The organism is Pseudomonas sp. HK3, assembly GCF_052920985.1.
On the sequence record NZ_JBREXD010000001.1, the window covers coordinates 1,448,272 to 1,469,580 of the forward strand.

16 protein-coding genes and 1 tRNA gene are annotated in these 21,309 nt (G+C 41.3%); 5 read left to right on the forward strand and 12 right to left on the reverse strand.

The window, feature by feature from the left end; all coding sequences use genetic code 11:
- The first annotated feature begins 1,045 nt into the window (after positions 1-1,045).
- Complete coding sequence (locus tag ACU6U9_RS06705; RefSeq protein ID WP_446734276.1) at positions 1,046-2,137, forward strand: porin; 1,092 nt, start codon at positions 1,046-1,048, stop codon at positions 2,135-2,137.
- Positions 2,138-2,510: 373 nt separating this feature from the next.
- Here ACU6U9_RS06705 and ACU6U9_RS06710 read toward each other — a convergent pair whose 3' ends face one another.
- From ACU6U9_RS06710 to ACU6U9_RS06720, 3 genes are all read right to left on the reverse strand, one after another.
- Entirely contained in the window at positions 2,511-3,719 is a 1,209-nt protein-coding gene (locus tag ACU6U9_RS06710; protein ID WP_446733082.1) for an IS256 family transposase, read from the reverse strand.
- 195 nt (positions 3,720-3,914) lie between these two features.
- On the reverse strand, positions 3,915-4,934 hold the full coding sequence (locus ACU6U9_RS06715) for a hypothetical protein (protein ID WP_446734277.1): 1,020 nt from the start codon (positions 4,932-4,934) through the stop codon (positions 3,915-3,917).
- Between the two features lie 333 nt (positions 4,935-5,267).
- Positions 5,268-5,344, reverse strand: a tRNA-Arg gene (locus tag ACU6U9_RS06720).
- Positions 5,345-5,552: 208 nt separating this feature from the next.
- Here ACU6U9_RS06720 and ACU6U9_RS06725 point away from each other — a divergent pair.
- Both ACU6U9_RS06725 and ACU6U9_RS06730 read left to right on the forward strand, forming a co-directional pair.
- A complete protein-coding gene (locus ACU6U9_RS06725; protein WP_446734278.1) occupies positions 5,553-5,963 on the forward strand; it encodes a c-type cytochrome in 411 nt (136 codons plus the stop codon).
- A gap of 232 nt (positions 5,964-6,195) precedes the next feature.
- Positions 6,196-7,440, forward strand: a complete 1,245-nt coding sequence (locus ACU6U9_RS06730) for a hypothetical protein (protein ID WP_446734279.1) — start codon at positions 6,196-6,198, stop codon at positions 7,438-7,440.
- Between the two features lie 31 nt (positions 7,441-7,471).
- Here ACU6U9_RS06730 and ACU6U9_RS06735 read toward each other — a convergent pair whose 3' ends face one another.
- The 3 genes from ACU6U9_RS06735 to rep all read right to left on the reverse strand — a co-directional run bounded on the left by ACU6U9_RS06735 (position 7,472) and on the right by rep (position 12,752).
- On the reverse strand, positions 7,472-8,140 hold the full coding sequence (locus tag ACU6U9_RS06735) for a hypothetical protein (RefSeq protein ID WP_446734280.1): 669 nt from the start codon (positions 8,138-8,140) through the stop codon (positions 7,472-7,474).
- A gap of 79 nt (positions 8,141-8,219) precedes the next feature.
- A complete protein-coding gene (locus tag ACU6U9_RS06740) occupies positions 8,220-10,481 on the reverse strand; it encodes a hypothetical protein (RefSeq protein ID WP_446734281.1) in 2,262 nt (753 codons plus the stop codon).
- A gap of 255 nt (positions 10,482-10,736) precedes the next feature.
- Positions 10,737-12,752, reverse strand: a complete 2,016-nt coding sequence (gene rep / locus ACU6U9_RS06745; protein WP_446734282.1) for a DNA helicase Rep — start codon at positions 12,750-12,752, stop codon at positions 10,737-10,739.
- A gap of 609 nt (positions 12,753-13,361) precedes the next feature.
- Here rep and ACU6U9_RS06750 point away from each other — a divergent pair.
- Positions 13,362-14,504 (forward strand): transporter substrate-binding domain-containing protein, encoded by a 1,143-nt coding sequence (locus tag ACU6U9_RS06750; RefSeq protein ID WP_446735066.1) that lies wholly within the window; start codon positions 13,362-13,364, stop codon positions 14,502-14,504.
- Between the two features lie 16 nt (positions 14,505-14,520).
- On the opposite strand, the gene ACU6U9_RS06755 is transcribed toward ACU6U9_RS06750, so the two are convergent.
- The 6 genes from ACU6U9_RS06755 to ACU6U9_RS06780 form a co-directional block, all read right to left on the reverse strand.
- On the reverse strand, positions 14,521-15,435 hold the full coding sequence (locus ACU6U9_RS06755) for a PLP-dependent cysteine synthase family protein (RefSeq protein WP_446734283.1): 915 nt from the start codon (positions 15,433-15,435) through the stop codon (positions 14,521-14,523).
- A complete protein-coding gene (locus ACU6U9_RS06760) occupies positions 15,423-16,640 on the reverse strand; it encodes an MFS transporter (protein WP_446734284.1) in 1,218 nt (405 codons plus the stop codon). The genes ACU6U9_RS06755 and ACU6U9_RS06760 overlap by 13 nt, the downstream gene beginning before the upstream one ends.
- Complete coding sequence (locus ACU6U9_RS06765) at positions 16,640-17,410, reverse strand: alanyl-tRNA editing protein (protein WP_446734285.1); 771 nt, start codon at positions 17,408-17,410, stop codon at positions 16,640-16,642. Before ACU6U9_RS06765 ends, ACU6U9_RS06760 begins: the two co-directional genes overlap by 1 nt.
- Complete coding sequence (locus tag ACU6U9_RS06770) at positions 17,407-18,081, reverse strand: serine O-acetyltransferase (RefSeq protein ID WP_446734286.1); 675 nt, start codon at positions 18,079-18,081, stop codon at positions 17,407-17,409. The genes ACU6U9_RS06765 and ACU6U9_RS06770 overlap by 4 nt, the downstream gene beginning before the upstream one ends.
- Positions 18,082-18,303: 222 nt before the next feature.
- The gene (locus ACU6U9_RS06775; protein WP_446734287.1) at positions 18,304-19,812 is read right to left on the reverse strand and encodes a YifB family Mg chelatase-like AAA ATPase; all 1,509 of its coding nucleotides are present in this window, start codon (positions 19,810-19,812) and stop codon (positions 18,304-18,306) included.
- A 96-nt stretch (positions 19,813-19,908) separates the two neighbouring features.
- Entirely contained in the window at positions 19,909-20,145 is a 237-nt protein-coding gene (locus tag ACU6U9_RS06780) for an accessory factor UbiK family protein (protein WP_446734288.1), read from the reverse strand.
- Positions 20,146-20,602: 457 nt separating this feature from the next.
- On the opposite strand from ACU6U9_RS06780, the gene ACU6U9_RS06785 reads away from it, so the two are divergent.
- The gene (locus tag ACU6U9_RS06785; protein WP_446734289.1) at positions 20,603-21,280 is read left to right on the forward strand and encodes a TorF family putative porin; all 678 of its coding nucleotides are present in this window, start codon (positions 20,603-20,605) and stop codon (positions 21,278-21,280) included.
- Positions 21,281-21,309: the final 29 nt, after the last annotated feature.

Genomic DNA, 21,309 nt, shown 5'->3' on the forward strand with positions numbered 1-21,309 from the left:
CTAATGTATGTAATCTGTTAAGCCTATGATATTACTCACGCGGATACCTAATTTCACGTATTAAGCAAATCAACGCAGTGGAAAAACAATGAAACCGATTTAATTGAATAAATGCTGATATTTGCATCATTAATCGCATGATGAGTCGCGTAAAATGGCTTAAAAAAATGATTAGGCATGTGTGAAAATGGTTCTTGATTACTAGGAGCAACACACAATATCTTTTCATTACTATGTTGTTTTACCTAGTAAAAAGTATTAGTTAATTTAAGTAAAAATTTGATTCGCTATGGCTTAGATAAAAAATGGATTTGCATCATATCCCTGATTAAAATCGATGGTAACTTCACCGAGTTTGACGAACGTCAATTGCAAGATAATGCATTGAAAAACATTGAACAAAGATGTGTTAAAAAGTAGTTAATGATACTTATTTTTTTTGTTCATCGGTGGCGCATCAAGTGCATACCGCTAAACGATTGCATCGGAATAATAAAACAGTCTGCGCTGACTATTTTAAATAATATGCTTAAGCAATATGTAATTTGCCAGCATTAATAACGTTAGTGTATTGGAACTGTGAATACTCAGTCGTAACTTGTTGCGCTTTCCTCAAATAATTAAGTTACTTATTTTTTATATTGCTTAGATATCCCGAGTAAAAACATAGGGCATTGTATTCGAACGGTATCTGTTAAGTGAGTCTGAAGATAAATGAAAAGACTAGATTGTTTTTTAATCGATGTTGTTAACATTTTATAAGAAAAGTGCGTTTAAAACCGGATTTTGGCGCACTTTGTCTTGGTAAGTGCAAAACGATAGGCCGGTGGATTAGTATCATCGTTCCTCTATAAATGCTTGTTATTTGGCTTAATTTAACGTGATTGGTCAAGTAGTCGTGCCAGCTTGGTAAAAAATCGACATCTTTTTGCACCGATTATTGAACTAATTTCTACTTCATGTATGTTTGCATGGAGTTTTCATGAAAGTCCCAAGCTTCTGCAAGACATTGCAGGCTTTTAAACTTTAATAATAAGGAAAAAATATGTTTAAAAAAACATCGTTGGCTTTAGCCGTAGCAGGTCTTGCTTTTGCAGGCAATTCAATGGCAGCCCCAAGTGTCAATATCTCTGGCTTTGTTGATTTAGGTTTAGAGTATTTCTCTGGTGATAATACTGGTCTTATTGCTCAAGGCTTTAACTCGCCTCAAGGGAATAATGATGAGCGTAACTTAGCTATGAATAACCCTGTAGTATCACGTTTTATTGTTTCAGGTACTGAAGAACATGCTAATGGTTGGACAACTGGTTACCGCATTGAGCAAGAAGTAAATGCATTAAACGACGGTGCGGGATCTTTCAATACTCGTCAAGGTTATATCTCTTTATCTAAAGATAAGCACAACATCACCATCGGTAGCCAGTGGTCGCCGTTGTTTGAGTACAGTGCTTGGAACGCTATGAAAACTGAGGGTCACGGTTACGGTGCTTATTATTACACTGCTTGTGAACTACCAGGTTCACTAAGCTGCGGCTTCAGAAACGATAGCACCATCAACTATACCTATGGTGGCGGTGGTTATAGTACTGACCCATTTACGTTTACTGTTGCGGCTCATATTGGTGAAGACGATCGTGTGAACAATGAATCAGGCATTACTGGTGTGACTGTTGGTGGCGCTGCGTCGTTTGGTCAAGTAACTGTTAATGCTGCATATGTTAAATCTATTGTAAGCGAAGCAACTGGAACCACTGTAGCAGCTCCTTCGTTGGCAAGCGTTGGCGCAAAATACCGTGCTAATGATCAACTTGAATTAGGTTTTAATTACCAGACTGTTGATAAAGATGATGCGGCTGGTGATAAGCGTAACTCCATGTCAGTAGGTGGTATGTACAATGTATCGCCTGACTTGAGTATTCATGCTGGTTTTGGTGCCGGTGATGATGACAATGATTCTGAACTAGAAAGCAATGTTTATGCTCAGGTCATCCAGTCTTTTTCAGACACTTTCCACATTCGTTTAGAGCTTGAGCAAGTGAGCGCTAAAACGTATAAAGACGTTAACAATGATGGGACTAAAACCCTAGAATCTGGTGATGACACTGTAGCTGTTGTTTACCTACGCCAAGCATTCTAATAAATCTTTATTAGATAGCGAATAAAAAAACCGCACTCGTTTAGAGTGCGGTTTTTTTGTGCCTGATGAAAATCAACGATGAACAATACTGACTTTTATTCTAGCGATATTATCGTCCACGCTCTAAAACATGACTTGTTTACAGAGTGGTTGTTTAAACGATGTTGATATGAGCGAAGATCAAAGATCAGCTGTCTTAGGGAATGATTTTTAGTCACAGGGGCTTTTCGAATCGAGCCTACCAAGCTCCTCGCTGTTTTGTTAGATGAGAAATGTGAATTCAGGAGGAATGTTAATATTAGCGAAGATTAAAATTTGGTCTGCGCTAACTGATTTGTGCGAGGATGTAAGCCATTCTGTGTAACCGCCAGTTTTAAATGTAATCTTTCAAACGGTCTTCGAACATGATCATAAATCGGTTCAAGGCCGTTTTCCAGTTTCTTATCGGCATAGTCCACTTTTCCGAAGCTTGTCGTACCGCAAGGTAAACCACTTTTTTAGCCGACTCTTCTGTTGGAAATACTTTTCGTTTTTTCGTCGCTTTTCGAATAACGCTGTTCAGAGATTCAATGGCATTGGTTGTGTAAATGGCTTTTCTGATATCAGCAGGATAGTTAAAAAGCGTATTTAAATTCTCCCAGTGATTACGCCAAGATCGGCTGATTTGTGGATATTGACCATCCCACTTCTCACTAAAATCAGACAGTGATTGCAAGGCACTTTCCTCAGTCGCGGCCTGGTAAATTTTCTTTAAATCAGCGGTGACGGCTTTGTAATCTTTCCAAGGAACGTACTTCACTGAGTTACGCACCATGTGCACGATGCACAGCTGAATTTGCGTTTCTGGATAGACGGCATTGATAGCATCTGGAAAGCCCTTCAGGCCATCCACGCAAGCAATGAGAATGTCTTTCACACCACGATTCTGCAGCTCAGTCAGAACATTTAGCCAGAACTTAGCCCCTTCGTTTTCAGATAGCCACATGCCCAATAACTCCTTGTGGCCTTCCATGTTGACGCCTAAGGCAAGGTAAACTGATTTATTGATCACCTGTTTGTCCTGACGAATTTTAAGCACGATGCAATCAAGATAAACAATGGGATACACCGCATCTAATTCACGAGATTGCCATTCAATCACTTCTTCAATGACCGCATCAGTGACTTTTGAAATTAGGCTTGGAGAGGCATCTGCGTTATACAGTTCTTTAAACGTTTTAACGATTTCTCGTGTGGTCATGCCTTGGGCGTATAAAAATAAAATTTTATCGTCCATCGAGGTAAACCGAGTCTGATTTTTCTTTACTAATTTAGGATTAAAAGAGCCTTCGCGATCCCTAGGGGTATCTAGTTGAAACTGGCCATCTTCGGTGCGTAAAGTTTTACTGGTGGTGCCATTGCGGCTATTGGAGTTAGAGGATTCTTCATTCCGTTCATAACCAAGGTGCTCATCAAGCTCAGTATTTAAAGCCCGCTCAACTGTCACTTTAGTGAGCATCTGACGAAATTCATTAAGGTCTTGTTCTGTTTTAATACCCTTTGCCGCTTCGCGGGCAAAGGCTTCTAGTGCTTCTTTGTTCATTGCTGCCTATCCTTAGCCATTTCTGGCTTTGATGATAAGCAGTTACACAGATTTATCTACAGCCTCATTTGTGCGCATAAAAAACGGGGCATTAACAAAGACATCATATTCGCTAGTATCCATTATGAATACGTCAGCACTCAGTAAGAGTTGCGATGGCTTCTAACTCCCCTTTTATCGTTTTAGCAGGTCATATCAATAGTATTTGTCACAATCATAAGGCGATGTGGACTGATATCGATTGCGCGGTTCGCTCACGTTACTGTAGCGGTTTCCTTGAGTATTTGGGCCATTATCAATCGATTGATTCGCCACAGCACACGCATCACCATGATCGCCATCTTCGCAGAAGTTTTCGTAATACAGGCCGGTCATTGCACCCACAATCACACCATTACCTTCTTGGCCACACTGCCATCCCGCACCGGCAAGATACTCCCATGAATTACGATGGCCAAATAACAAACGCACCATGTCGTCTTCGTACAGTGATTTCCAGTTAAATGTCCACATAAAGGTCGAGTTGATATTCGCCATGTGCTCAATATCACCACTGATGCTATTAAAGGCCTTCATGTCAGAAAATAGACCAAAGGTTCCGACCAGCGGGCCGCCCATAGACAAGCCACACTGAATGCCCCACGCTGCGCACTGCGCATTCGCCGCATCGGAATCGGAGTTGTTATCGATGTCGATAATGATCAAATTTTCATCATGACCGCCTAATTGCATTAGGTTCTGCTGAATCTCTGTCACGTAAGGTGTATTTAATTCCGTTGCTGGGTAAACACCCCAGAATTTACGCATTTTACCATCCCCTTCGCCAACGGTTGTTTTTACCGTTTGACGAATAGCGGCATAATCGGCTTCCGTTTTAGTGGTTGATTTAACATCAAACCACACAGCAGCAATTTGTGGATTTGCCTCAGCGGCGTTTAAAATAGTCGACAAATTAACCGCGACTTTGTCGCCGTCATGATACGCGCACCAAGTTTCAGCACAGGTTTTTTTAGCGGGCACATCGTCGCGATGGCTCACATCGATTTCAATGGCGTTAATACCCGCATCATTACTTGCCGCATTAACAGCGCCAAGGCTGTTTACGCGATGGGCAAAGACCCAGGCGGCCTCTGAAGAAAAAGCACTATGGCTTGCCAATAAGCTCATTAACAAGCTGCCACACAGCAGCAAGTTCGCTGATAATTGTTGATTCATTAATCACCTCAAAGAGAAAAACAATAAGAAATCGGGCGCGCAGCTTATTGATTTATAAGTGCTTTTTCAAGAGAACAATAAATCGGAATGAATACAAACCGAAAACGTATTAACTCGATGTCTCTTTAATCGTCATGTAATAACGGACTTGGCTTGCTATGTTGGTGAATAGCCGACTTAGAGGATTAAGTCGCAAAAGGTGCTCCTTGCTTTGCACTCGCTAAGGCTCGCTTCAAGTCGAACGGGAGGTTCTCACCCGCTAGGGCTGAGGGTATCATTAGATGAACGTTGTTGAATTTAGAAAGAATTTCGATACTAGCGAAGATATTAAATTGGCCCGCCCTAGAGGATTCGAACCTCCGGCCTGCGCCTCCGGAGGGCGCCGCTCTATCCAGCTGAGCTAAGGGCGGTTTGTGATGACTCTTCTCTAATATTTATGCAAAAATTGCATTTAAAGCTAGAGTTAGAGGGTAACAAGGGGCGCTATCATACGAATTCACATGATCTGAGTCTATGCAAGTCGTTGATTTTTTACAAAATCATGCACATTGGTTTTTTATCCAGCCTCATTTGTGAGTATAATCCAGCAAATTCTAATAATTGGCGCCCAGAGAGAGGATGACCGTGACTAAGTTAATGACTTCCATGATGGTTTTAGCATTGAGTGCAGTGGTTTCTGTAGCGAATGCAAAAGCGACAGATTCTATCGAACAGCGTATTGCGCCTGTGGGCGCGGTATGTGTTGAAGGCACCGAGTGTGCGGCGGCCGGTAAAGCGGTTGCAGCGGCTACTGGCCCTCGTTCTGGTGCTGACGTTTATAATACTTATTGTACTGCTTGCCATGGCTCTGGTGCCATGGGTGCACCAAAGACTGGCGATAAAAGTGTTTGGAAAGACCGCCTAGCAAAAGGCTTTAACAAAACACTGGCTAACGCGATCAACGGCTTAAACTTGATGCCACCTAAAGGCACCTGTAGCGACTGTTCTGATAAAGAGATCAGCAGCGCTATCAAGTATATGAGCAACTAATTCGTTTAGTTGTATAAAAAACCCGCTACGGCGGGTTTTTTTATGCCTGTTGTCTTAATTTCTCGCCTGTCTTGTCGATTGAGCCCTTGTCATATTGGTGCGGCTGTTTGTATGGTACGTGTTATATAAAACGAGGTTGTACATATGAAAATAATAACAAGGCTTTCCCTATTGGTCTTAACGGTGTCATCAGCCAACCTTTGGGCTTGGAGTAACCATACGTTGGTTAGCCATGAGCTCGCCCAGTCTATGCCGTCAAGTGGCATCTGCTGGGCCTGTTAAAGTGGAGACATTGGCGGAATTCTTGATGGCTAATGAAATAGCGGTGGCTGAATTACTTGCGGATGATGAAAAATGGATGGCACAAAATCTATGGCACTATAATCCGCGTCCTAAAGCGTTAAAATTTAATGCGACGGGTAACAAACAAGATGTGGTTGAGCGTTTTGTTAAAGCCATTCGTATCAACCCCAATGCCAAGTTTGCGTTGTACTTACAAGGTATGCCGGGTAGCGAATTAAGCGGTGCGGCGATGCCCCCTAGTGATATCAGCGTGTTCCAAGATTATGGTCATTTGAATCACTTACCATTGCAAGTGCTCACTTCGGGTGACTTAGTTGCTGCAGTGGATGTAATAGTAAGTGCTAACGATGAGCCTGATCATGGCCATGATATTGGATTATTCACAGACAGTGGCACAACACACGGTCAACTATATGGTTTTGGTAAACAGCCTTTTGGTAACCCTAATTTAGAGTACGGTTCACAAGCGCCGTTTCATATGGCCTTTTACCACGAGTCTCCGATACTCTATGCGCTTGGGGGCTTTTTAAAAGAAACTTATCCACAGATGCGAATTCATCAATATAAGCGCTTAGCCGAGCTGGCATTTGCGCAGGGGCACGATTATTGGGGTTATCGTTTTATGGGCTGGGGGCTGCATTATATTGGTGATTTTTCGAACCCTTATCACGTGACACCTGTACCGGGGAATAGCACCATCAGCACACTTTGGGTGGGTTTATTAAGTAAGCTGGGTTTTCCGGATGCGCAAAATGAAGCCATTCAGCTGGTCAGCAACCGACACACAGTGTTAGAAGATTTTCAAAGTGCCATTATGACCCGAGCATACGAAGATCATAACCAACAGCACCCTACGATTATGGCGTTGACTGTTCAGCAGCCAGTTACAGGTTATAAAGAGAGCGATGTGATCGAGGTGTTCGCGAAGGTTTCATTGGATAAAGCCGATGATGTGGGAGACATATTGATAGAGAGTTTCCCTTATGAATATGTTCAAGATAGTCAGGTTGAATATTCTGACTTAGGTGTCATTGATACATTAGAGCAAACCGTGCATCAACATGCAGGAGAGGATGGTTTTAATCAATTAGTGGCAACTATTAGCGGATTACTAGGCGATTTTTCGGTACATGGTTCTGCTTACATTGCCGAGATTTTAAAAGCAAAGCCTTAGTGTATGAATAATTAAAAAGAGTAAGTCTTACTTACTCTTTTTTTATACTCTTGGGGAAATAAATCGCTTTTTGGGCCGCGTATAATTTAGGGTCCGTGTTTCGTAATCCTTCTAGCTCAGCCATTCTTGTTTGTGTTAATGCTTTCTTTTTTAGTTTTGATTCTCGTATACGGTTTATTCGTTGCTCACGTTTTCTAATGGTGAGTTCAGCCTGATGTTCTAAGTTTTCTCTTACTTTTGTTTCTAAATGATCCATTCGTGTTAAATAAACAGATTTAGCGATTGAAGAGATTGTCTTATTTTGAAAATTAATGGCCTCTTCAATAGGATCAACGGCACTAATCATACGTGATGATGTAAATTTTCCTTTAGGCAAAATAGAAATGAGCGTTAATATTTCTTGGTTTTCTGTATTTTTTTTAAAGGTAAGCAAAGTAGAAAATTCTTTTTCTAAATAGCGAATAACGTGAGATTGCTGGCTGTTCTTAGTGTAATAATTGATAGGTACTGAGAGGTGTTGATCAAATCGAATTTCAATACCACTATGGGTACTAAGCTGTTTGAAAAAAGCAGCAGGGTGAATGTTTTCGGCATCAATAGAATAGGTTTGTGTTGTTTGGTTGTATTGAAACCAGTTGTTGTTTTCGGCTTGACATAAAAATGATAATTGAAAACACATCAGTAATAAAAAATAGCGCATTGTACTCCCTATATTAATTAACGTTGGTGATAAAAAGGGAAGGCGAACCTTCCCTTTTGAGCTTTAGCTAATCAAAAGATTAACGAGGACCCATATCCAGTTGACAGTTATTGCTTAAACAGTCTGCATCAACGTATATCACTTTTTCTTCGCCAGCTTTATCCCCAGAACCTGAATTTGCAGTGATCGTCGCATTGACTTGTGAATCCATGCTTTCAGCTACAGCATAAACATAGCCAGCGTCACCGCCTTCTGTTTCAAAGCCATCAGCATCATTTGCTACTGTATTGCCACCGTTAAGGCTAACAGAACCATTTAATGTCACAGCTGATTTAGATGTCATATTTAAGAAACCGCCGTTACCACCTACAAGTTCACCTGTGCCACCATTAGCGGTAACCGTTGTGTCAATCGATACGTTTTCATATTGGCTGAAAACAGATAGACTACCAGCGTTTGAACCTGCGTGATCATCACTTTCACCCGTTGTTGCAGTATGTAAATCACTGCCGCCATTTAATGCAAGTGGTTGTGACACTTGAACTTTATGAGCAGCAGAGATACGGATTTCACCGCCATTCGCATTTGATCTTGAGCTAGATTTGTATGAGTTGCCTCCGTTAACGGTGATGCTACCTTCATTGATAATATTGATCGCACCAGGTTGAAGGTATGCCGAGTAATTAGCGACATTTAAAACCACATTACCGCCGTCAGCACCGCTACCATAAATAGGGTCTAGTCCAGCGGCTTGTGCTACTGCGGTTGTATTACCACCATTGGCGATTAGATCAACATTGTTATAAATTGAGCCACTTACTGTTGGTACGTATCGAGCATCACTGCGTAATTTTTTACGGAAGTCATCGAAGTCAACTCTAATGCTGCCTGCGTCACCTGCATCCACACCATTACCACCACTAACATTGATTTCGTTGTAACCAATGATAAAGGTTTCAGCAGAAGAGGATGGGTTATCATAATTGGCAATAGAAATTTGACCACCCAAACCAGCGTTTGAATCTTCTTCAATAGTTGAGCCGCCGTTAGCGCTCAAGTTACCACTGATTTCGAAAACGACAGGAGCGTTTGATCGCTCATCAGGTGATTCGGTATAAATTGAAATATTGCCAGCGTTACCAGCGTTACCATCTGACTCACCAGTGATTGAGCCACCATCAACCGTTAAGCTGCCAGTATTGATGATACTTTGGTTGAATGCGACTTCGTCATTTTCACTTAAGTAAATTTCAATGCTACCACCTTTACCAGCATTACCAGAATCGCCAGCATCGGCACCTTTACTGCTGATGATACCTGTATTAACAATAGACTTTGCGGCATTTAATTGTATTTCAGAGCCATTAGAGTTATAGCTTTGGTTGTTACCACTGCCTGAGTTTGAATTGATCATACCGGTATTCACAATAGCGGCGGCATTTAAAGAAATGTCAGCGCCATTAGTACCGCTATCAGAATCAGAGTGGCCGCCATTGGCACGTAATTCACCCGTTGTTTCAATAAATATTGAAGCATTTAATTGAATGGTGCCCGCATTACCACCACCGTTACCGGTTGTATTATCGCTGCTTTTGTTTGCGCCAGAAGTATTGATTAAGCCAGAATTAATAATGGTATATGCACTAAGAGATAGATCACCACCGCTTTGACGATAGTAATTACTTGTATCGCCTTTTAGATTAATAGCACCTGCACCATAGTAGGCCGCAGCAGTTAGTCTTAAATCAATACGAGACTCGATGCTGTCATTGACGGTAGTGATAACACCATTATTTTGAATGTCATTGTTAAAGTAAAGTCTTGACGCAGTAGAGCTTGAATTAACAGGTAAAAAAAGTGTTGCGCCTGCATTAACGGTTAAACCTGTCACTTCATGGGTTTCATCGCCAACCAATTTTTCACCGCTTGATTTAAATAAACGAGATGTACCAGGAAGTATGTAAAGAGTACCGGCTTCAGGTAATACGCCATCTTCTACCAAAGTAATCGTTTGAGTTGCAGCAATAACAACAGGATTTACACCAAATTCAGGTGTTTGAGCAGGAACGATATAACTCGTATCAATATTGCCTTGCTTCACAATATTTAGTTTAGTGGCACTATTGGTTTTATAGATATCAATATCGCCACCATTACCACCGTCACCTAAAACGGATGCACCGCCTTTGGCAGACATAGTAAGCTCACTAAATGCTGTCCCTGCACGTCCTTCGCCAGGACCTTTGTCATCATCTGAATCCGATGATGAGCTGCCACAACCAGTTAATGCGATGGCGCTTGCTAGTAAACTTATTTGAAGAGAGTGTTTATTAAATAACACAAATACGTCCTTTTATTTTTTGAGTGGGAAATAAAATGCGCGCAAAGTGTAGGGGATATATAAATAGAAAGAAGGGCGTTAGCGTAAGAGATTGACGATAGACACTGTGGGAAAATAAGCATCTACAAATCTATCTAACAAATAAGTACTACTAAGTAATTGCTAAAATAATACTTAATGACTGGTTTTGGTTTAAAAATCCTCATGTAATGATTTTACTTGAGGATTTTTAATGACAAATTAATGAAGGAAAAGTTAAGTATTCATTAAGTTTTTAAGCCCTGCCAATGCCGATACGCCTCTCGCTTGTGTTTGTTCAGGGTTAGCTTCCCCGAAACCTTCACGTTGTATGTCATCTTTGGGTAGCTCTTCTAAAAAGCGACTGGGTGTTGGTTCAAAACTTTCACCATAGCTTTTGCGTTTGCCAGTTAAGGTCAGTGTTAAGTTTTTCTTGGCTCGTGTGATGCCTACATACATTAAGCGACGTTCTTCTTCTACCGTATCGGCTTCGATGCTGTTGCGGTGTGGCAGTATTTCTTCTTCTAAGCCCATTATCCAAACGTACGGAAACTCCAAGCCTTTGGATGCATGCAGTGTCATAAGTTGCACTTGGTCTAGCTCATCTTCTTGCTCTTGTTGTTCAAGCATGTCACGCAATATTAATTTAGAGACGGCATCTTCTATATCCATCTCATCGCCATTTTCTTCGGCCTTTGTAAGCATGCGCTCAATGTTATCAATTAAGAACCATACATTTTTCATGCGCGCTTCGGCCATGTTTGGCGTATTACTGGTTTGGTGTAACCAGGCTTCATAATCAAGGTCGTGGACCATTTCTTTGATGGATTGAACAGGGTCGTCTGTATAACAACGCTTGGTTGTATTTTGGATCCAATTACCAAAGCGCTGTAATTTATCTAATGCCAGTGGCGGTAATATTTGTTCAAGGCCTAGCTCGGTCGAGGCGCTCATTAAACTGAGTTGGCGTTTGCCGGCATACTCTGTGAGTTTTTCAAGCGTCGATGGGCCAATTTGGCGACGCGGGATATTAATTACGCGTAAAAAAGCGGCATCATCCGTTGGATTCACAATGAGTTTTAAATAACTCATGATGTCTTTTACTTCACTTTTAGCAAAGAACGATTGGCTACCACTTAACTTATACGGCACTTGGTATTGCTGGAGTTTCATTTCCATTAAGCGCGACTGATGGTTACCACGAAACAAAACCGCGTAATCACGGTACTTACTTTGATGACGTAAGCGATGTTCGATAATTTCAGTGGCGATGCGTTCGGCTTCGTTATCTTCGCTTTTGCATTTCACGATGCGAATAGGGTCGCCATAACCCTTGTCTGACCATAGTTTCTTAACAAACTCATGGGGGTTATTTTCAATTACTTGGTTGGCAGCGTTTAGAATTAAACCGGTTGAGCGATAATTTTGCTCAAGCATGACGATTTTTAAATTTGGGAAATCGGTTTTTAATAAACTGAGGTTTTCAGGTTTTGCACCACGCCAAGCGTAAATAGATTGATCATCATCCCCTACCACAGTGAATTTACCATGATGGCCCACCAGCATTTTAACCAATTCATATTGGCTAGTGTTGGTGTCTTGATATTCATCCACCAACAGGTAGCGTGTGTTTTTTTGCCACTTTTCACGAACCGCTTGGTTGTTCATTAATAATAAAGTGGGCACACGAATCAGGTCGTCAAAGTCCACCGCGTTGTAGGCTTTAAGGCTGCGGTCGTAACCTGCATAGGTTTGAGCCACCAACATTTCTTGCGGGGTTTGTGCCATTTGAATGGCTTGCTCTGGGGTGAGTAAGTCATTTTTGAGGGTACCGATGGCTTGTTTGATCATATCCACCATATCGCCATCGGCATCGTGTTCGCGGTGCATGATGTCTTTGAGCAATGATTTGGTGTCGCCGTCATCAAAAATCGAAAAGCCCGGGCGAATACCCAAATGCTTATGCTCTTTGCGGATGATATTCAGGCCTAGATTGTGGAATGTCGATACGGTTAAACCGCTGGCGGCTTTACCTTGGACCAGCTTAGCGACCCGCTCTTTCATCTCTTTTGCCGCTTTATTGGTAAAGGTGAGAGCCGTTATATTGCGCGCCGGTACACCACACTGTTCGATGAGGTAAGCAATTTTTGTGGTGATTACACTGGTTTTACCTGACCCCGCCCCTGCTAAAACCAATAGCGGGCCATCAATGTGTAAAACAGATTCTTTTTGACGGGGATTTAAATGATTCACAATAGATTAGTACTGATATAAAACGGTCGAGTAGGTTACCAAAAAATGGGGGAAATGATTAGCATTGACAAAGGGTTATTGTGTAATTGGTTAGAACTTTTGGTTTGCTATGGCTGGTGCGTTACAAGCAGCACCGGTTTTGGGCTTAGCCCGATTGAGCACGTCGCCGTTTCACTGGACACCGTCGTAAATGATACGACTATATTATGGGCTGTTATTTCCGCTAGATGCTGTGCACTAGCAAGACAGGCGACGGTGGTTATCAACTAAATAACCGTGCTCTGCGACGAAAGTCTGTTGCACTATGAGCTTATCGGTTTTTTAGTCTTAATATGAGTATTTCAGTACAGAATAATGCGTGTCGTTGTTGATGCGTGTTGTTCAATTAACCTGATTCTATAAACTTGATTTTGAGACTTTTAGGTTGTTTGCAATATCAATTTTAGGTGATATTGTTGCAGCCCATTATTTATCGTAATAACCCCTTTTATGACCATTCTTTGCTCTTGCACTGTGCGATTATACGCAATTTCTTTGTTAATTTTATGCTCTATTTTTTCTATCTCTGCTTATTGTGACGTGGGCGAAAATAGAAAACTTTATGCCGACATGAATATACGCTTGAGCTATATGAAAGCCGTGGCTTTACATAAATGGCACAACAAGCTCGCTATTGAAGATGTAAGTCGTGAGGCGGTAGTGATCAGTAAGAGTCTCGCTATGGCTAAAAAAGCAGGTCTTGTTTCACAGAATATAGAGCACTTTTTTCGCGTCCAAATTGAATTAGCTAAAAACATTCAGCGACAATATCATCAGCAATGGCGTGAGCACGGGTTGCCTCATGAATTACAAGCAGATCATAATACGGAGCCAAGCTTATCTGAGATTCGTCCTGAATTAATTCGATTAGGCCAAAAAATTATTCAAGGTGTGGCAAATTATAGTGGCGAGTACGATTTTTCATTATTTACTCAGGAGATTAATGTTGCTTTTGTTAGCCTTGAAGATAAAGCCGCCTTATTTCAAGCGCTCACCGCTATTAATCCTAAAGTTTACTCGTCAAAATTGGACCGAATTTTAGCTCAAAAAATTCTTTATGTTGGTACTACCGGTGATTATGAACCGTTTTCATATTTTGACGGATCTCTGCGTCGTGGGGTTGATATTGATTTAGCATCACTCTTAGCAGCATCGCTTGGAGTGAAAGCTGTCTTTATCCCTTCAACTTGGGCCAGTTTAAGCCAAGACCTACTTAGTCAGCGCTATGACATTATGATGAGCGGCATATCTAAAAAATTATTTCGACAGCAAATAGGACTAATGTCTAATGTATATCTTGAAGGGGGGAAAACACCAATAACACTTTGTGCTAATACAGAGCGCTTCAATTCGTTAGCTAAAATTGATACGCGTGATACACGTGTTATTGTAAACAAAGGCGGTACTAACCAGCGATTTGTTGATAATAATATCAAGCAAGCTAAGGTAACTGTCCATGATAGTAATGTAACAATATTTCAAGAACTCCTTGCGGGTCGCGCTGATGTAATGATAACGGACCGTATTGAGGTGCAGCTTCAATCTAAAAAACACCAAAAATTGTGCGCCTCAATGCCAGAATATAATTTAACTTACTCAGCCAAGGCTTTCTTCATGACTCGGGATCTTATTTGGAAAGAATATGTTGATGCATGGCTTGAAATCATGATTAAAGATGGCAGTCTAGCGAATACATTTGCTCGTTATCTTTAGCTATGACTAGAGCATCTTAAATAGCACAAGTAATGTTGTTCTTAGTGTGATTAAGCAAATCGTCATACCAAAGTCCACTGTCATAGATCATGGTAAGAATGTTATGGGGCGTGGTTCTCGCTAAATACTGCGCGGCTGCAAGGCAGGCAGCTGAGGTGTTGCCAACCAAGTATCCGTGCTCGACGGAAAACGCCTGCTGCGTTGCTAGCATGTCAGCTTGGTTTACTCGATATCGAGAGTCGACGATATTCCAATCTAAAAAGGGTGGTGTCACGCCGACATTCATACCTTCAAATCGATGTTCACTAAAAATGTTGTGTTCTGCATTATTATTTTCAGGTTCAACTAGGCATGTGTGGACATCAAACCCTTGATGAATCAATGCCTGCCTAATACCCATTAGACTGGCCCCTGTGCCTGCACAGCTAACAAATGTGATTTGCTTATTAGTTGTGAACTGTTTTAGCTGTTGTGCGATCTCTGGGCCGGTTGAATGAAGATGCCCGTAAAGGCTACCGCTATGATTAAATTGGTCGGTAAAGTAATAATGCTTGCCAAGCGCTTCGGCGTGATCAAGATGATATTGCACGACTTCTTTTGGGCTTTTCCCAGCTTGCAGTTGATCTTTACCGATCAGTGTTGCCCCCATTGATTCTAAGTATTGGCGTTTTTTTAGACTAAAGCCCAGGCCCACCGCTAGCTCAACATTAATACCGAATTCTTTACAAGCCGTGAGTAAACCAAAACCAAAATTACCCCCGGTTTTTTCGATGACAGTGGTTTTGCCTGGAATGATTTTTTTGTCATCAATAGCCGCTTGAATAATATAACGTGCCGCTCTTACTTTGTGTGACCCCCCTGGATTGTTTAGTTCCATTTTGGCAAAAATATTATTTGGTAATTTTAGTAGTGGCGTAATTAAATTTTGCATTCTTCGGACTCCGTGCGTCGAGAGGAAACGAAATACCCAAATAAAATAACAAGCATTAATACACATAAAGAAAGAGACAGATAGTTTGTATTATCCCAGCCGATAAAACCCATTAATAAAGACGGCGAAAAAGCGCCAAGCGTTGCCATCATTGCGATCCCTGTATCACTGACACCCTGCCATTTTTTACTATTAGGGTTGTGCTCAAGTGCCACTGCTAATAACGCACTGCCACCTACATAGGTAAAGTTCCAACCCAAACCCAGTAAAATAAGCGACACATACATATTTTGATAACTGGCATCGGTAATATTAATCGCGAACGAGGCTATGTATAAAAGAAAACCAACAATAATGATGGGTATATGGCCAAAACGAGTTAATAAATAGCCTGAAAATAAAGAAGGTAAAAACATTGCGACAACATGTATTTGAATGGCATCGGCGGTATCTTTAAAACTGACCCCCATGTGGTTCATATGCATAGATGATTGAATCATGAGTAGATTCATTAAACCGTAACCAATGGCAGCGGCTAAAATACCAATGATCGTTTTGTTACGAGTATCGTTTGAGATGTTAAGAGAGTGATGCAGATTTAGATCTGCAGCAGACATTTTATTGTCTATTTTTTGTTTAGGTAAGACTGAAATTAATATTAAGTTTAGTAATGCTAATAAAACGAACACACCATAACAAAGTGAATAGAGTGCATGGCCATCGATATCATTCAGATGGATAGCAATAATAGGCCCAATGATGCCTGCTAATACACCCCCAGCCACCACTAAAGATAGGGCTCTTGATTTAAGTGTTACAGATAAGTTATCAGTAACAGCAAAACGATAATAGTTAGCGCAAGCAGTAAAGGCGCCTAGGCAAGCATGTGAAATAATTAATAAAATAAAATCATTGTTATTAATACCGATATAGCCAATCACACCTGCTAACGCTAAAAATACGGCTCCAATAATGAAACCAAATTTCCGGCCCTTATTATTCATGATAATGGCAGCAGGATAAGTGCATAGAAGTAAAACTAAAAACTGAGTGCCATAAGGTATCGTGGCATACGTCATGTCAGGTGCAATAATACCCCCGACAGTGGCCGCGACGGCTACAGAGATAACCGCGGCAGTTAAATTAATGGACTGACATAAGAAATATAAATAAACAAATTTTGGTAAAGGTTGAATTGAGGTCATTACATATCTTCTTTATATAAGTGCGTATCGTAAGTAGGGTTTTCGAGTTGGCAAATAATACGCTCTTTTCCTTTGCCAATATTTTTTCGTTTAATCAACATATTGCCGATGCTGCCAGTTTGTTCTAAATGGGTGCCACCACAAGGGATGATATGACCAGCGCATTGCCAAAATCGGGCATCTTTGTGTTCATCGCTTGCAAACAATGAAATAGCTAAATCACGTTCAATGAATTCATTGCTGATACTTTCGATAGTAGTTAATTCACTGGATGAAAACTTTTCATCTGTTCTAAAGTCGAAACGTGCCTGCCCTTCTTTGATGTGACAACCAATTGTATTACTAATGAGTTCAGGGCGAACGGAGCCCACACCAATGTAAAGTAAATGAGAAGCGCTGTGTGATGTAGAAAGTTTATGGCGATGCTGATAATCAATTTCTATTATCACGTCATCATGTTTTTCAATCGCTGATAGTTTTTCGAGATCATCATCTTCAATATAATGAAAAACAATGCCATCTACATTCACCCAGTTTTCATTAGCGGTCTTGACTGAATGACCAAACATGCGTTTGACCAATTTGAACGTCAGTTTATTACCACTTTTTATATGTGTAATCGTACCTTGATCTGAATCTTGCCCACCCCCCTCTGGATAGGCAATGGTTTGTGATAATTCAATCGATTTATTTTGAAAAACCTGAACAACATTCGCTTTTGTTTTGAAAATATAGGGATCGGTATAATATTTTTTAATTGTTGAATTCATAATGTTTGAACCACTGCATAATTATGTATTTCTAATATTTGTGATTTGTATTCTTGATTTGTGACACGGCTAAAGGCTGGTACGGAATTGACAATCGTACAACTAGGACCAATAAATGTGTGATCACCAATATTCACATTACCTAGTATTGAAGAAAACGCCCCGATTTGAACATGGTTACCAATAATAGGGTGGCGTGCTTCAGATGGATTGCCGCTAATGCCGCGTGCACCTAATACCACAGACCCAAGTATGTAGCTGTCACTGCCAATAACGGTGGTTTCACCAATGACAGTGTTATAACCATGATCCAATACAAATCTTGGGCCTATGTTTGCACGGTAATGAATATCTGCGCCTGATTTTAATTTTCCTCGTTGTGAAATTAATGCGGCATAGCGATCAGATAATTTTTTATTAAAAGAAAAATTATCCTGTGAAATAGCATGTGCTAGTCGATAATGTAAAACAGCTGAGAATGATGAGCTTGTATCCGCAATATCATGAATATCATGCAAAGAAGACGGGTCTTTTTTGCTATATGAAATGAGATCTTCTTGCACTAATGTCGCCGCTAAATTAAATGCAGCGGACAACTCAATGGTTTGAATAATATTCGGCGGCATGCATTCATACAATGCGGCTTTCATTAGGTAGATAATTTTGTTCATTTTAATATTCCGATATTGTTTTATAGCGCAATAACTGAAAGCGACATAGGTGTTGCTTCGTATGTAGAACAATAACGGATAATAATTGTGTTTGTTCGAGCTAAAAATATAGCGCATATCATATGACACTCTGACGTCACTTTACTGACAATAGTCACTGTATTTATACTAGTGAGTCATTAGTTTTTTTATTATGTGAACGTTGAAAATACCAGACCATAGCTATGCACTTTGTAAGCGACGCTCCATTTGGCGATAACTGAGCGCTTCAAGAATGTGCGATTTTTCGATGTGCGGTGCACTGTTTAAATCGGCAATGGTACGCGCGACTTTAATGATGCGGTGATACGCTCGAGCACTTAGTCCCAGTTTATCAAGGGCATCTTCAAGTAAGTGACTGAGCGTGATATCAAGTGGGCAAACATCATTCAGCTGGTGTTGGTTGAGTTGTGCATTTGTGCAACCTTGGCGTTGCATTTGTAATGAGCGAGCCAGCTCAACACGTGTTTTGACTTGCGAGCTGCTTTCCCCTGTTTCGGTGCTAGACAATAAGCCTTTCGTTAATGCAGGTACTTCGATTTGAATATCAATGCGATCTAATAGTGGCCCTGATACCGCACTTTGATACTTGAGTGCTTTTGCTTCTGAGCAATCGGCGCATCGTTTGTTTGGTTGCTTAAGGTAGCCACAAGGGCATGGGTTCATTGCGCTGATCAGTTGAAAGTCAGCAGGGTAATCCACTTGCTGTGCGGCGCGGCTAATACAAATATGCCCCGTTTCTAGCGGCTCGCGTAATACATCTAATACATGGCGGCTAAACTCAGGAATCTCGTCTAAAAATAAAACCCCATGATGGGCCAATGAAATCTCTCCGGGTTTGGGATGAGTCCCACCACCGACAAGCGCGACACCAGAAGACGTATGATGGGGCTGGCGAAAAGGCCGAGTGGTAAAATACGGACGCACGGGTTGGTTTGAGACGCTATAAAGCGACGCTACTTCTAATGCTTCTTGCTCATTCAATGCGGGTAAAATACCGGGTAAGCAATGGGCTAACATGCTTTTACCGGTTCCAGGGGGGCCACTCATCAATAAGTTATGGCCACCTGCCGCACATATTTCAAGCGCTCGCTTTGCGTGATGCTGTCCCTTTACTTGAGATAGATCCGGCCCGTGGTAGTGCTCTTGGCTGATGGGAATGATATTCAAGCCTTTAAGGCTTTGTTGTTTGGTTAGGTGCGCACAAATTTCGAGTAAGTGATCGCACGTTAGATGTTCGCCACGACTTAAACTGGCTTCCTCAGTGTTTACTGTGGGTAATATCAACGTACGCTTGGCGGCAGTGGCATTGAGTGCGGCGGGTATTACCCCTGCTACGCCTCTTATTGCGCCAGTTAACCCAAGCTCACCTAGAAACTCATATTCGGTAAAGCGATCACTTGGGATTTGTTCGCTGGCCGCAAGAATGCCCAGTGCAATAGAAAGGTCGAAGCGCCCGCCTTCTTTGGGTAAATCGGCGGGCGCGAGATTGACGGTAATACGGCTGGCAGGAAACTCAAAACCACTATTTAAAATGGCACTGCGCACACGGTCTTTGCTTTCTTTAACTGCGGCTTCCGGCAAACCCACAATCGAGAATGCAGGTAAGCCATTAGATAGGTGTGCTTCGACATGGACAAGCGGTGCTTCAATACCCACTTTTGCTCGGGAATATACAACAGCTAACGACATAGGCATCCTTGCAGTCGTATAAAATAATAGCTTGCTAGTGTAGCCCTCTCAGTATTTAGGACTATTAGACGTTAGTATGAAACTTGGTTTCAGTACTCAGTTCGATACGCCCTTTTCTAGTGCGGCTACTTGCTTTTCTAGTGCCTCTAGCTTTTCGCGAGTACGCAATAGAACGGCTTGCTGCGCTTCAAATTCATCACGACTCACTAGATCAAGTTTATTGAGTTGGCGAGCCAATATCTGTTGCACGTTTTGCTTAATATCTTTACTGGCTTGTTCTGGCAACAATGCACTGATTTGTGATGTGATTTTATCTAATAATTCGGCTTTCATATGGCTCTCCTAGTTGCGCTAAGTGTATCACAACCCTAGGTTTAATCAGGCCTATGCACTAGTGGTTAGACCTTCTTTGCCATTTTTGTTGTTTTGCCACAAAACTGAATTTATTCACTTTTTTTGCTTGAAATGAAGTAGTCACACAGCATAAGTTATTCCGGATGGCGCAATTTAGTGCATCTGGATATTTTCCTTGAAGTATCTCGCACTAAAATTGAGCCTGTATTTTTTGTGTGCGATAAAATAGGGCGTAAGAGCTGTATATTTAATAGCCTAAAGGGATTAGGGCCCTTTATTTATAAGGCTTGCGTGAACTTGGTATTAAGATTGCTAAAAGGGTGCACAGGTAAAACTTTATGTTTGTTATGTGCGCTAAATTTGAGCAATCGATACTACTCTTGTTATATCGGGCACAAAAAACAAACAATAAAAACAATTTACCCTAAGGAAAACTATGAAAACTTTATCTAAAGCGGTTGCGGTAGCGTCTCTACTTTCAGCTGGCGTAATGGGCGCACAAGTCGCGAACGCCGAAGTATCTTTTAATGCTGCGGCAGTGTCTGACTATGTATGGCGCGGCCAAACTCAAAATGACAATGGCTTTGCTCTACAAGGCGGAGCCGATTATGATCATGAGTCTGGCTTGTCTGCCGGTATCTGGGCTTCAACCGTTTATATTGATGCGGATGAAGACGAAGAGGAAGATTTCATCGAGGTGGATTTATATGCATCTTATGGTTTTGACTTAGGTGGTGTAGACGCAAGTTTCGGTTTTATTAATTATCAGTATGATGAAAGTGATTCCAGTTCAGAAGTAAATGCATCGGTTGCTAAAGATGCCTTTTCAGCAATGGCGTCTGTTGCCGTTGATGCGGATGATGACGAAGGGTATACCTATCTAGAAGGTAGCTATGGTGCGCAATTGCCAGAAGATCTAAGCTTGGATTTGACCCTTGGTTATAATATTCCTGAAGCATCAGGAGCAGATAATTCACTCGATTTCACTGCGGTTTTAAGTAAAAGCCTCGCTCAAGTTGATGTGGCTATTGGTGTCGCTTGGGCAAGTGAAGAGCGCACCGATGATGATGATTCTGAGACCGTTGCATTTTTAACGGTGTCTAAAGAATTTTAATTTTTCAAAACAATAAAAAGCAATCAGAG